This is a genomic window from Staphylococcus sp. AC872, from assembly GCF_979255425.1.
The window spans coordinates 333,944-348,352 of sequence record NZ_CEEDKW010000001.1 but is presented as its reverse complement, the minus strand read 5'-3'; the positions used below and the strand labels follow the sequence as shown (position 1 = coordinate 348,352).

Annotated in this window: 12 protein-coding genes and 1 riboswitch; of the genes, 4 read left to right on the top strand and 8 right to left on the bottom strand. The window is 33.7% G+C overall.

Annotation, left to right across the window (positions count from 1 at the left end):
• Window positions 1-14: 14 nt before the first annotated feature.
• Complete coding sequence (locus tag ACZ267_RS01750) at window positions 15-1,064, bottom strand: YkvI family membrane protein (protein ID WP_049416886.1); 1,050 nt, start codon at window positions 1,062-1,064, stop codon at window positions 15-17.
• Window positions 1,065-1,386: 322 nt separating this feature from the next.
• Here ACZ267_RS01750 and ACZ267_RS01745 point away from each other — a divergent pair, with 322 nt between their 5' ends.
• Window positions 1,387-3,174 carry a cation:proton antiporter gene (locus ACZ267_RS01745; RefSeq protein WP_047211100.1) on the top strand — a complete coding sequence of 596 codons (1,788 nt, stop codon included), beginning with the start codon at window positions 1,387-1,389 and terminating at the stop codon, window positions 3,172-3,174.
• A gap of 102 nt (window positions 3,175-3,276) precedes the next feature.
• Here ACZ267_RS01745 and ACZ267_RS01740 read toward each other — a convergent pair whose 3' ends face one another.
• From ACZ267_RS01740 to ACZ267_RS01710, 7 genes are all read right to left on the bottom strand, one after another.
• Entirely contained in the window at window positions 3,277-5,241 is a 1,965-nt protein-coding gene (locus tag ACZ267_RS01740; protein ID WP_047211099.1) for a fructose-1,6-bisphosphatase, read from the bottom strand.
• A 298-nt stretch (window positions 5,242-5,539) separates the two neighbouring features.
• A complete protein-coding gene (uptA, locus tag ACZ267_RS01735; protein WP_002466988.1) occupies window positions 5,540-6,151 on the bottom strand; it encodes an undecaprenyl phosphate transporter UptA in 612 nt (203 codons plus the stop codon).
• 113 nt (window positions 6,152-6,264) lie between these two features.
• The gene (locus tag ACZ267_RS01730; RefSeq protein WP_047211098.1) at window positions 6,265-7,263 is read right to left on the bottom strand and encodes a HesA/MoeB/ThiF family protein; all 999 of its coding nucleotides are present in this window, start codon (window positions 7,261-7,263) and stop codon (window positions 6,265-6,267) included.
• The gene (locus ACZ267_RS01725; RefSeq protein ID WP_002466967.1) at window positions 7,263-8,030 is read right to left on the bottom strand and encodes a thiazole synthase; all 768 of its coding nucleotides are present in this window, start codon (window positions 8,028-8,030) and stop codon (window positions 7,263-7,265) included. Before ACZ267_RS01725 ends, ACZ267_RS01730 begins: the two co-directional genes overlap by 1 nt.
• 1 nt (window position 8,031) lies before the next feature.
• Window positions 8,032-8,232, bottom strand: a complete 201-nt coding sequence (thiS, locus tag ACZ267_RS01720) for a sulfur carrier protein ThiS (protein ID WP_002466949.1) — start codon at window positions 8,230-8,232, stop codon at window positions 8,032-8,034.
• Entirely contained in the window at window positions 8,216-9,331 is a 1,116-nt protein-coding gene (thiO, locus tag ACZ267_RS01715) for a glycine oxidase ThiO (RefSeq protein ID WP_047211097.1), read from the bottom strand. Before thiO ends, thiS begins: the two co-directional genes overlap by 17 nt.
• Complete coding sequence (locus ACZ267_RS01710; RefSeq protein WP_047211096.1) at window positions 9,324-9,914, bottom strand: thiamine phosphate synthase; 591 nt, start codon at window positions 9,912-9,914, stop codon at window positions 9,324-9,326. Before ACZ267_RS01710 ends, thiO begins: the two co-directional genes overlap by 8 nt.
• A gap of 69 nt (window positions 9,915-9,983) precedes the next feature.
• Window positions 9,984-10,093, bottom strand: a riboswitch (TPP riboswitch).
• Between the two features lie 401 nt (window positions 10,094-10,494).
• Between ACZ267_RS01710 and ACZ267_RS01705 the strand changes: the two genes are divergently transcribed.
• From ACZ267_RS01705 to ACZ267_RS01695, 3 genes are all read left to right on the top strand, one after another.
• Window positions 10,495-11,769, top strand: coding sequence for an MFS transporter (locus ACZ267_RS01705; RefSeq protein ID WP_047211095.1), 1,275 nt, complete (start codon window positions 10,495-10,497; stop codon window positions 11,767-11,769).
• 126 nt (window positions 11,770-11,895) lie between these two features.
• Window positions 11,896-12,183 carry a putative quinol monooxygenase gene (locus ACZ267_RS01700; protein WP_002466987.1) on the top strand — a complete coding sequence of 96 codons (288 nt, stop codon included), beginning with the start codon at window positions 11,896-11,898 and terminating at the stop codon, window positions 12,181-12,183.
• A gap of 252 nt (window positions 12,184-12,435) precedes the next feature.
• Window positions 12,436-14,307, top strand: a complete 1,872-nt coding sequence (locus ACZ267_RS01695) for an FUSC family protein (protein ID WP_372868293.1) — start codon at window positions 12,436-12,438, stop codon at window positions 14,305-14,307.
• The last annotated feature ends 102 nt before the right edge of the window (window positions 14,308-14,409 follow it).

Sequence of the window (14,409 nt, the reverse complement as noted above, 5' to 3'; positions counted from 1 at the left end):
TGTCATTTCTGAATTTAATGTTTTTTAAATCCTTTATAAAATATAGGAACCAATAGAATAAAACCAAATAATCCCATGATAGGGAAGACTTTACCAATAAGTGAAATGAAACCTACAAAGGTACATATGAAAGTCACGATAGCCATCGAAATAATCAATATAAAGTATCTCTTTGAAAAAGGCGTACTAAATCGAGCAGCAAAAGCATACATAAGACCAACAACGGTATTGTATATCACTAAAATCATGATAACTGACATGATAAGGCCAATCGAAGGTGAAATATTTTTAGCTAATAATAAAGAAGGGAGTGCGACATCCTTAATTTGATCAAATTCTGTAACTAAACCTAAATTAATCATTAATAGTAAAAATGTAATGATTAAACCGCCTATTAAACCACCGTACGTGGCAGATTGACGATATTTTAATCTGCCCCCCATCACTGAGAAGAAACTAAATGCAGCAGCTATTTGTAAGCTAGCATAATTGATACCATCAAACCACCAACCTGGTGACATGGATGGATGATGATGTGCATAATGATTAGCTGCTTCAAAGTTAAGGTGTCCTGATGCAAAGTAATAAATTGCAATCATAGTCACGACTGCAACGAGAAATGGTGTGACACCACCTAGGACTGCAATTAAACGATCAAATTTTAAAAATAATGTTAATAGTATTAATATGACAAGTAACAGTGAACTTAGCCAATAAGGTAGTCCAAAGCTTTCATGTATCGTGGACGCACCACCTGCTGTCATAATAATCGCTAAAGAAAATAAAAAGATAGTTAATATTAAGTCAAATACTTTAGCAATTGTTGGATGTAGGTAATAATGGACGGATTCAGAATGATTACCTGATTGTAACCGATATCCTGTTTTTAAGACTAAAATACCGCCAACTGTGATGATAGCGCCTGTGATGGCAATACCACCAAGACTATATATGCCATGACTCGTAAAGAATTGAAAGATTTCCTGACCAGTCGCAAATCCTGCACCTACGACGACGCCTACAAATGCAAATGCCACGATGATGGATTCTTTAAAAATATTCATTGTCGTTCTTATCCCTTCATGTCGAAATTGATTTTATTATAATTTTAAATTTTTTTATCATGAAAATGCGTATCTTTTTATTTTAGACGAATTAACATAAAAAATAAACACCTCAGTACATCTTATATGGACGATTGTATGAACATGGTGTACTAATATTGTGACAAAGATTATAAAACTAAAGCGAAGCGGTAGCAAAGATAAATGATAAACTATAGAATTTTAAATAAGGGTAATGCATTCGTACAAATACTTTGATAGTATTATCAAATATTGAATTTTTGAAAGTGAAGTAAGTGTAATAATTGAAGAAGGTGTAGTTATGATTTTTGATTTACCTTTAATGTTAATGATTGTTGTATTTTTAGCGTTAGGTATTTTTAGTCAATGGTTAGCCAATAAAATTAAATGGCCATCGATTGTCGTGATGGCTATAGTAGGACTATTAGTAGGTCCAGTGCTAGGCATTGCAAATCCGAAAGAAGCGATGGGATCAGATGTCTTTAGTCCTATCGTATCGCTCGCTGTAGCGATTATTTTATTTGAAGGAAGTAGTAACCTAGACTTTAGGGAACTTAGAGGTATCTCTAAAGCGGTTATTAGAATGATTACAGTAGGGGCAGCAATTGCATGGGTTCTAGGTGCAGTTGCCTTACATTACATCTTAGACTTCCCACTATCAGTATCTTTAGTAATGGGTGGTTTATTTTTAATTACAGGTCCAACTGTCATTCAACCACTATTAAAACAAGCTAAAGTGAAGAAGAATGTTGATTCGATATTACGGTGGGAGAGTATTATTTTAGATCCGATAGGGCCAATGTTGGCATTAACTGCCTTTTATGTGTTCCAAATTATCGATGATGGTATTAGTTTTTTAGTGATTGTACAATTCTTCTTGAAAATTGTATGTGTCATTGTTATTGGATTTGGCGCATCTTTCCTATTCAATTGGTTAATAAAACATGATTTAATTCCACAAAGTTTAATGCCACCGATTCAACTCGTATTTATTTTATTAATTTTTAGTATTTGTGATGAAATCTTAGCGGAATCTGGATTACTTTCAGTCACTATTTTTGGACTGATGATGGCTCGAAATAAACGTCATGACTTAATGTTTAAAGAATCAGATCATTTCATTGAGAATGCATCAACTATACTAGTATCAACTGTATTTATTCTTATTACATCATCCTTAACGAAAGATGTTTTATTAAATGTACTTTCATGGCAACTTGTGGTGTTTAGTATTGTAATGATTTTACTTGTAAGACCGATATCCGTCATTGTCTCTACATTTAGAACCGAAATATCAAAACGGGAGCGTGCAAGTGTAGCGTTAATGGCACCAAGAGGGATTGTTGTTTTAACAGTAGCACAATTCTTCTCAAGTTTATTCATGGATGATGGCGTTAAAATGGCGCAATATATCACGCCAGTAACATTTGGACTCGTATTTATTACCGTTGTGATTTATGGATTTAGCTTTACACCATTAAGTAAATTATTAGGTGTTGCCAGTAATGAACCACCTGGTGTGATTATCGTTGGAGAAAGTGAATTTTCATTCCACATAGGTAGTATGCTTAAAGAACATGGTATCCCAGTTATGATGTTTAACTTATTTGAGAATACATCTGACAAAGCCCATCAAGAGGGATTTGAAGTCTTTAAAGGCAACTTATTATCCAGTAATGATCGAATTTATTCAGATTTGTTGAGATATAACAAATGTATCTTAATGACTAAATCTTTTATTTTTAATAGTTTAGCATTCAATGAGCTTGTACCAGAGTTTGGTTTGAATAACGTTGATATGATGCCTGTATCATTCAATGATGAACAAGCCCGCAATAATATGAATGGTCCAATTCGAAACCATATATTATTTGATGAGAACCATACACCAAGATGGTTTGACCAATATATAACACAACATAATATAATTGAAGTGCCAGCAGAAAGATATGATGAAATTACGCATAAAGATATGTTGATTTATTATATTAGTGATAGTAAAAAAGTGACATTTAAACGCAGTCAACGCACATTACCAAAAGAAGATCACGGTGTTTATGGTATCTTGAAAAATGTATATGATAAATAAAAATGCTAATTTATGATTAGGATTATCTCGAATATCAACAACACCCCCCTCACTAGAACTCGTAGTAAGGGGGGTGTTTATGTGTAATCATTTGTGTTGTTTTTATTTTAAATAGCGGTCATGCATTAATATTTTGAGAATATCTATTTGTGATTGTAACTCCTGACCAACATTCGTATCTTTGATTTTTTTACGTGTGAGTTCTTCATCTACAACACGTTTGACTGATAATTCATCAGTACCATCTGATAGTACTTTTTCTTTTGTATTGAATTCTTGGTGCGCTACCAATTGCATACCAAAGGAATTATATAATAATGTATAGCCTGCTATGCCAGTGGTTGATTGATATGCTTTTGAAAAACCACCGTCAATAACTAACATTTTACCATCCGCCTTGATTGGGTCTTCACCATCAATTTCTTTTACTGGCGTATGTCCATTAATGATACGGCCTTCGTCTGGATTCAAACCAAAGTCACTTAACATTTTACGAATCATATCTACATCTTCACGAAGATAGTAGTATGGATTTTTTACTTCTTTGTGAGATGCTTTATCTTCAATAAAGTAACGTTCAAATGTTGTCATAGCTCGTTTACCAAATAATGAAGAATATTTACCCGTCCATAGATACCACACTAAATCTGTTGATAAATCATCAGTGACTTCTTTGTCATCGAAAGCTTTTCTTACATGATATTCAAAGACATCTAATAGCTCACGTCCACTATGCATTTCCCCGTCAATTTCAAATGATTCCATTTCACCATTTTCATCTACAGGGATACAACCATGTATAAGTAAATTGCCATTGTATGGTAAATATAATTTACCTTCTCGCATTAAGAATGACATGTGACGACGTAATTTCTCAGATTGTTGGAATGATAATAGTAATTTGTCGATGACTTCTTGTTCTTCTTCCAGTAAGACTTCAGGATGTTGGCGATCAATCGTTTGGAAACATGTATCTTTCAATGGATATGTTTTACCGTAAACAGTGATTTCATTGTTGTCAAAATCGATTTTTTCTAGCACCAAACGTTCTTCCATTTCAAATGAAGGTCGACGTTTAATGATTGGCATTTCAAGTTTGAATTGAATCATCGCAATGGCTTGATGGATCTTAGTAATTTGATGTTCTTCACGTTGTGTCAAACTTGCTTCTTTATCTGGACGCTTCTTAGGTTTGAAAGCAGGGTTATCGCCACTATAATATTTCTCAGCTAAAGTGAGTAACGGTCTTAAGTTGATGCCATATGCATCTTCAATAATATCTAAGTTGTCGTAACGCGCACAGATTCTAAGTAAATTAGCAAGGCATACTTTAGAGCCAGCATAAGCACCAATCCATAGCACATCATGGTTTCCCCATTGAATATCTACAGAGTGATAATTGATTAATGTATCCATGATTTTATCGGGTTTAGGACCACGATCATAAATATCACCAACAACATGTAAATGATCGACAACGAGGCGTTGTACTGTGTAAGAGAGACCAATGATTAAATCATCTGATTGTTCTAACTCGATGACTTGATTGACTAATGTTTCATAATACGTCTTTTTATTTTGATATTCATTATTTTTATAAAGTAATTCTTCAATAATATAGACGAATTGTTCTGGTAAAGCTTTGCGAAGTTTAGAACGTGTATATTTAGAAGAACAATATTTGATTAATTCAACTAAACGTTCGATGGTTGTAATATACCAAATGTTAAGTTGCCCTTTGGCATTGAATTGGTTTTTAACAAGTTTTAGTTTATCTTCTGGATAGTAGACAAGGGCGGCTAAATCATTAATTTCTTTTTCACTAAGCGTTTCGCCAAATATATCATTAATTTTAGCTCTTACATTACCAGAGCCATTTCTTAAAACGTGTTGGAATGATTCATATTCACCGTGTAAATCACTTACAAAGTGTTCAGTACCTTTTGGAAGTTCTAGGATTGACTCTAAATTAATGATTTCAGTTGCTAACTTTTCAGCACTATCAAATCGTTGAGATAGTAAGTCTAAGTATTTTTTCTTTAGTTCATTTTCAGTAATATGTGTCATGTCTTGTCACTCCTATTTTTTAATTCCGTTCAAAGCCAGTTATTGCAATTATTAATGCGCTTACATTTGATTATCAATAAAAATTTAACAATTTTCAATAGCAAAGCATTAATTGAAAAGATATTTTTAAATTTAGAAATATCGTTATCATTTCAAACAATGAGAAATAGCAATAACACCCATTTCTAATAGATGTGATTAAACTTGTAAAAAATAAGCTTTGTGAATTAAAAAGAGGAGAACACAAAAAAGCCAACAAAGTGAGTGCACAATGTTGGCTTGGGATAGCTTTAATTCATTATTTTACGCGTTTACGTTTGACAAAGTATCTGATGACGAAGTAAATAACGGCAATGATGATAATGACATACATAATTCTAGAATACGTATGGATACCATTCATTAAGGCGCCAAAGCTATCACTTAAAAGACGACCTAGTAAAATTAATGCGAAGTTCCAAATTGTTGTACCAAGAAGTGAAAGTGATGTGAACTTCACAATATTCATACGGTTAATACCTGCAGGGATAGTAATTAATACACGTAATACCGGTATGAAGCGGCAAAGTAAGACTGCCCATGCACCGTAGCGTTTAAACCAGTCATTAGCACGTTTTAAATCGCTACTTTTTAATTTCATCCATTTACCATGACGATCGACAAAACGATATAGCTTTTCTTCTGAAATAAGACGGCAAATATAATATAGAATTAATAATCCGATAAATGACGCGATCGTCGCAATGATTAATAATGTCCAAATGGATAAATGAGATTTAACTGACAGTAAACCTGCAAAGGTTAAAATAATTTCGGAAGGGACTACAGGTAATACATTCTCTAACAAGATGAGAATGAAGATAGCCGTGTATCCCCACTGACTAATAAAATTCGTAATAATTTGTTCCATTTATATGAATAGACTCCTTTATGCATTGAAGCATATTACTTAAGTAATATAGTTTGGTAAAACCATTATAATAAAAATAATACGTAAATGCTTGTAAAAGGGGAGTCAGTTTATCATTTTATTGCTTTTAAGAGTTGATGATAAAGTGCATGAACATCTGTCTCTTCTGTAATACCGTGTACATTCATACGGCCATCTTTGAATAGTGTGAATGCCAAATCCTTGTGTTGGATTAATTTAGCAAATGGTGTGGATTTAATCATATGTCCTGGGAAATCTGATGCATAATCGAAACTATGGGCAGGCAATCTAAATCTGACTGTATCTCCACACAATGGTTCGATTGTATGATTCTGTTTATTATTTAATACGTCATATTGTTGGAAATGACATACTGGACATTGATCATCCTTTAATTGACGTATATGTAATGATTGATGTTGAATGTTAAATGCATCTAATGTGATTAATTGTTGGGAAAACCCATATCCACTAATATAACGTATAGCTTCAGCCACTTCGTAACTCGCTACAATCGAAACGATAGGTGGCAAGACCCCATTGATAGCACAACTTTCACCAGTTTGAGGAATTTGCTGTAATAAACATTTAAGGCATGGTCCAGTAAAATCAATACCATAAACGGTGCCTTTGCTACCGACAGCTGCACCATAAATCCAAGGAATATTTAATTTATGACAGACTTCATTAATCAAATAACGTATTTTAAAATGGTCCATACCATCTAAAATAATGTCTGGTTGAAAGTCTTTAATGATGTCTTCGATATTTGTAGATAACAACTCTTGATGATAGGTCTTTAAATGTACTTGTTGATTAATAGTATGGATTTTCTGTTTAAGTGCCTCAACTTTAGATGTCATAAGTTGTGCATCTTGCTCATCATACAAAGTTTGTCGATGTAAATTGGATAATTCTACAATATCCATATCAACGATGGCTAAATGATGAGCACCCATGCGTGCTAATTGGTCTATTATATGACTGCCTAATGCACCAGCACCAAGTACCATGATTTTGGTTTGTTCTAATTGAGCTTGTCCTGTTTCGCCAAAAGGTTGAAAGCGTGTTTGTCTTTCATAACGTGACATTATAAGAAGCCTAAGCCTTCTGTAGGACTTGATGCTTGTGCTGTATATTTTACGGGAATACGACCAGCTTCATATGACAATCTTCCGGCTTGAATACCTAACTTCATTGCTTCGGCCATTTTGACAGGATCTTTAGCTGCAGAGATAGCAGTATTTAATAATATTGCATCAGCACCCAATTCCATTGCTTGACAGGCATCCTTAGGAGAACCAATACCGGCATCTACAATGACAGGGACGTTAGCATTTTGAATAATATAACTTAAATTAAGTGGATTATTAATACCCCTACCTGTACCAATAGGTGATGCTAATGGCATCACCGCATGGACACCTAGGGCTTCTAACTTTTTAGCTAATACAAGATCATTAGAGATATAAGGACAGACGATATACCCTTTTTCTAATAGCACTTTACAAGCTTCATACGTTTCAAACGGGTCAGGTAATAAGGTTTCATCATCACCAATGACTTCAACTTTAATCATGTCGCATACACCAGCGTGATTTGCAATTTCTGCGATACGGATGGCTTCATCAGCAGTTTTAGCACCTGCAGTGTTAGGAAATGTAATGAAATCTTTTAAGTTCACATTAGCTAGTGGGTTTGGAAGATTTTTATCATATAAATTCATACGTCTTACTGCAAATGTTAATACGTTTGTTTCAGCTGCTTTAATTGCTTCAGATTGAGTTTGTTCATCCTCGAATTTACCAGTACCTAATAATAAACGAGATTTCAATTCTAATTGACCTATTTTTAACATTTTATCCGCCTCCTACAAATTCTAATAATTCTAAACGATCATCTTCTCTGACTATTTGATTGTCAAAATCATCTTGCTTAATTAAAGATTGGTTATGCTCAACTACGACACGTTGTGGGTCTAATTCTAATGATTCTAATATGCTTGTAATCGAATCTTCTTGTTCAAAGGTAAATAAATCTCCGTTAATGATGCACTTCATTTTGCTCACTCCTTGATAAACTAAATGCTGAATAGCTTACTGGTTTAATTCCGGATAATAGCCAGTTGGCAATATCTTGACCGATTTTAGGCGATAACAGTATACCGTTACGATAATGACCAGTGATGATAAACAAGCCGTCATCGATTTGATCCATGATAGGTAATTCATGTTCTGTATAAGGTCTTATGCCTGACCATTGTTTTAGAATATGGCCATTCGATAGTCCAGGTATACGTTGTTGAGCATGATTGAGTAGCCATGAAATACCTAGGTCACTATTACCAACACTGTAATTATTGAATTCACTTGTCGCTCCAATTAAGTAGCGATGTTTTTCCTTTGGAACGATATAGCAACCATTCGTCATGAACACAGTATGATTTAATTTAAGTGAAGGTTGTTCAACTAATAATACCTCACCTTTAACACCAATCACTTGTCTTGGTATAGCGTAATCTTTTAATAGCTGAGTAGACCAAGCACCACCTGCCACAATTACTTTTTTAGCGTGGATATCACCATTATTTGTTGTAACTGTGTAAAAACCATTGTTGTGATGAATGTGTTTTACTTCTGTTTGATAATAACGATGAACATCGCGCTGAATTATTGATTGTAATAAAGCTTTAGTATAGTGATTGGCATTGATTTGACCGTCCTTTGGAATATATATGGCTAAGTCAGTTGGTTCGACATGACCATTTGACAGGTTAAATAGTTCATCATCTGAGAGTAACTCGACGCTTGGGTCTTTTGATTTAAGAAAGGCATATTGTTGAGTTAACCACTTTACGTCTTTGGTTGATGATGCCATTTTAATTAATCCAGACTGTTGAAATTCAATATCAATACCAGTTTCATGATAGAGGGCATCACTTAATTCTGGGAATAATGACCTAGACGCTACTGCTAATTGAAATAATTCACTATCAGTTGTGAACTCATTTTGAGCGCCTAACATGCCACCGGCTTTATAAGAGGCATGCATACCTGGTATATCTCGGTCTACAATAGCAATATCTAAATGTGATTGACTAAGTTGTCGAGCTATCGACATACCTATCACACCAGAACCGATAATAAGAACATCATGCATGAGCGTGCCACTTCCTTTTTAAAGAGTTAATTTCGCTAACGGTAGAGGTCATGAAAAATGAAATTGAACATAGACCATCAAATGCTGTAGGTAATTGAGAAATGGTGGACGGGGAAATTCCGCCTATAGCATAAATAGGAATATCAATCTCGAGTACGTCATGAATCTCTTGAATTGTTCGTGGATGTTCATCTGGATGCGACGATGTAGGGAATATGTGACCGAAAAAGACATAATCTAATTGCCACTCATGACATTGCTTAACCATTTCAATATTATGCGTTGACATACCGACAACTAACTCTGGATGTTGTTGTTTGATTAAAAATGCTTCTTCGTCATTTTCTTTAAAATGAATACATTGTAAATTTAAAGCTTTAAGTAATTTAAAATGACTATGAATGATTATTTTATCTTTGGGAAATCCAGCTTCAATGAGCTGTGCAATAAAACGTTGTAACTCAAAAGCAGACATAGGTGTTCTAAAGAGTAAGCCATCAATGGCCGGCTCTATAGTCAAAAAATGCCTTAAATCTTTCTGTGACAATTCTTTATAAAAAGTTATCGCAATAAATATATACATCACCTCAACAAAAAACGCTATTTCCACATAGTAGGGAAATAGCGTTAAATTGCTAATGAGTACTTTAAATTCATAGCTATGCCACTTCCCTACGCCAGTACAAACTGGATCAGGTTCTAGGAATTATAAAGTCACATCTTTACTCTCAGCCTTAAACAAAGGCACTTCCAGTGGGTTTATTATTAAATTGTATGAATGGAATAGCGCTTTCAATTTACATACAGTTTACTATTTTTTATTGACGGTATCAAACATGACAACTATCTTTATTTAGCTTTTTTTTGGAATAAAGGCAAGAAAGAAACAACCAATTTAGACGAAAACGCAAATGAACATGAATAGCTTATTTAAATATTGAAAATTAAATGTAAGTATTGTTAATTTTTATTGAATAAATTGTGAATATTTTCTAAATTTTATATTGTAACCGTTTCCATTTTGTGCTATTATAATAAAAATTGTAGCGCTACAAGAAATGAAAAGATGTGTGATTAGAAGTTAAACAGTCATCATTAGGAATTTCTGAAACTTAACGACAACACATAGAAACAACATATCATTATGGGAAGTAGGAAAAGAAATGAATAAAAAAAGAAGTAACGTTCGTTGGTTTTTTGCGATTGCATTCTTTCTTATTGGTGTTATAGCTTATATGGATAGATCTAATATTTCATATATTGCTGTACCAATGATGGAAGATTTATATTTAACAAAAACACAATTTGGTTTATTAGCGTCATTTTTCTCATTAGGTTACGCTTTAATGCAAGTACCGTCAGGGATGTTAGCAGAGAAATTTGGACCACGTAAAATGATTACAATAGCTTTAGTATGGTGGAGTGCTTTTACAATTCTCACAGGTATGATTAAGCATCATGGTTTATTATATTTTGTTAGATTTTTATTTGGTGTGGGAGAGGCGCCTATGTATCCATCTAATGCAGTGTTCAATTCATTTTGGTTTGCTAAAAATGAAAAAGGAAGAGCATCAAGTGCGTTATTAGCAGGTTCATATTTCGGCCCTGTGTTAGCACCGATTGTAACCATCGCGATTGTTAACGCATTTAATTGGCAAGCAGTCTTTTATATTTTTGGTGCGATTGGTATTGTGATGGCAGTTCTATGGGCAATTATCGCTAAAGACTTGCCGGAACAACATAAAATGGTCAATGAAGCTGAAAAGCAATTTATTACTGATCATAGAGACATTGTTGAAACTGATAAATCACTACCACCTTGGAAACGTTTCTTAACTCACTTTAGTTTTTATGCGATTGCGATTCAGTACTTTGTAGTACAATTTGTCATTACATTATTCTTAATTTGGTTACCAACATATTTAACAGAACAATACCATGTTGATTTCAATGATATGTCAATTAGTTCATTACCATGGTTATTAATGTTCTTCTTGATTTTATCTGGTGGTGCTATTTCAGATAAGATTTTAAATACTGGTAAATCTCGTTTCGTCGCACGTGGCGTCATTGCGATTTTAGGATTTGTCGTCTTCTCAATATCAATCTTTTTTGCAGTATATACTGAAAACTTATATGTCACTATATTCTGGTTATCTCTTGGCTTAGGTGGCGTTGGTATGTCTATGGGTATGAGTTGGGCCGCAGCGACAGACTTAGGTCGTAACTTCTCTGGAACAGTATCTGGTTGGATGAACTTATGGGGGAATATTGGTGCCTTAACGAGTCCATTCTTAGCTGGTGCCTTTGTTGAACAACTTGGTTGGAGTATGACGTTCCAATTATTAATTATTCCAGCAGTATTAGCGATTATCATGTGGTTCTTTGTTAAACCTGATCAACCATTAGTCATAGATGAACATCAATCAGTTAAATAATTTGTAAATATCAAATACGAGCAATAAATGAGGATAGACAGGTCGTTAAGATCATGGGTCAAACTCATTTATTGCTTTTTTAATTTTACTAGGTGCATAATTATATTATAGAAAGGTGTGATTCGAATGATGATAATCAATGCTAAAATTAAAATATCAGAAGAAAAACGTGATGAATATTTAAAACTTATGAAACATTTAGTTTCTGAATCAAGAAAAGAAGAGGGCGTACTATTCTATAGCCATTATGAAGATGTGCAAGATAGAAATACGTTTATCGTAGTGGAGAACTACGTAGATGAAGCTGCTATTAAATCACATAATGAGTCTGAACATTTACAAATGTTCAAAAATGAAATTGGTAACTTTGTCGTAGAAGCACCAGTGATTGAAGTGGCTCAACAAGTCAAATAAATATTTATATCGGTATAAAGGGAATTAGTCATCAAACAAAAAGAAAAGTGTTATAATAGTTTTTGTGTTTTGATGAATTGCAAGCAATACATCCGATAAATTGACGCTATAGAGAGCGGGATAAAGCTGATTTCAAAAGTGAAATGAGAACCATTCCGTTCTCTTATTTATGTTCAAATAAAAAAGAAAGGAGAGCATATTTTGAAGAGTTTCTTAAAGACAGTATTTTATTTTAATCGATCTAAGATTGATATGTTCAAAGGTATCAGACAAGGCTTGCTTATGATAATACCTGCATTATTAGGTTATTACTTCGGCTTTTTCTCATTTGGTTTACTTATTGCCACTGGTACTTTGGCACATATTTATGTTTTTAAAGGTTCACCACAATCTATGATTAGAACGGTGGTGCTTTGTTCGTTAGCTTTCGCAGTTTGTATGATGTTAGGGACATTGACAGCTGCACAACCGCTCATCTTTGGTATTTTACTTCTAGTTGTAACGGTGGTGCCATTTTATATATTCACAGCTTTAAAAATTGCGGGTCCATCATCAACTTTCTTTATAGTGACATTTTGTTTACCAATGAACTTACCAATTGCACCTGATCAAGCATTAGTGAGAGGACTTGGTATTCTTATTGGTGGTGCATTTGCGACACTAGTTGTACTTATCACTATCTATATGAAGAAAGAAAAAACAGAGGATAGTGCCATTAATTCTGACTTCAAAGTGATTCAAGATTTAATGAAAAATTATAATGATCCAGAATCATTTAAGGAAGTGGCAACATCTGCAGTGTCTTCTTTTAAAGCATCAGATAAATTATTGATCACATCATCATCTAGTAATGGTAAATTAAGTACGAGATTCCAAAAATTACTATTACTACATACGTCAGCACAAGGTATTTACTCAGAATTACTTGAATTAAATGAAAAGGGTGTGCGTCCATTACCAAATGAACTGATTGAAATGCTAGACTTTATCATTGATAAAATAAGTCATCCATCTTCAAATGGTAAAACATGGAGAAAAGAAGTAGATGTGAGCCCAGAATTCGAAAACTTAATTAGTCATATATTAAAAATTGACGAAATTGCTCATGCAAACTCTGAACATCTTGAACATGAGGCAAACATTCGAAAACCATTATACAGTAAACGTATTTTACAAAACTTAACATTAGATTCGCTCGTGTTTAGAAATACATTACGATATACAGTCATTATTGCAGTAGCAATCTTTGTTGCTTTATTCTTTGGATTTGATAAAGCTTATTGGATTCCACTTTCCGCACATACATTATTATTAGGTACATCAACGATTCACACATTAGAACGAGGAATGGCCAGAAGCTTAGGTACGTTACTCGGTGTAGTGGTACTTTCAGGAATTTTAGCATTTACAGTACCAGCCCCATTAGCAGTTGTATTAATGGGCTTCGGTGCGATGATGACAGAAGCATTTGTTGGTGTTAACTATACTTTTGCAGTTATCTTTATTACGATACAAGTTATCTTATTAAATGGATTGGCATCACAGAATTTATCCATCTCAATTGCTTTCCCACGTATTGTCGATGTGGCCATGGGGGTTGCCATTGCATTACTCGGTTTATTTATACTAGGACAACGTACAGCGTCTGCGTTATTGCCTAACACTATTGCAGATGTCGTTAGACAAGAAGCGAAATTTTTCCATTATTTATTCTCCAACAATGAATACAAAAATGAAGAACAAGAAAAACATTTAAGTCTAAGCTTGTCAGTAAGATTAAACAATATGACGCAAATGTACAACGCAGCAAATGGTGAATTATTTAGTAATAAGTCAGTTATTCAATATTACTATCCAAGTATATTTGCCTTAGAAGAAATTAGTTTTATGTTGAGTAGAGCTTTAAACGATAAAAATCGAACTAGAATTGACGATCAACAAATGGGTGAATACTTAGCTATCTTTGAAAATATTGCTAAGCACTTTGAACTCCACTCTCATTTAGAAGTTAAAGACTTAACAGATTTACCGCAATATAATTATATTAAGTCAGGTTTAATGAAGATTCAGAATAATAGTCAAAAAGAACGTAAAGATGCAAGTGAAACACTAGCATTTGCTTAAGTTTGCGAATGATTAGGCAGTCTGAGGGTTGTCTAACTTCAGAGTCCGGTCATGGTGATTGAATAGTTGAAAAGAGTGGTAAAGAAAAGTATCACACTCATT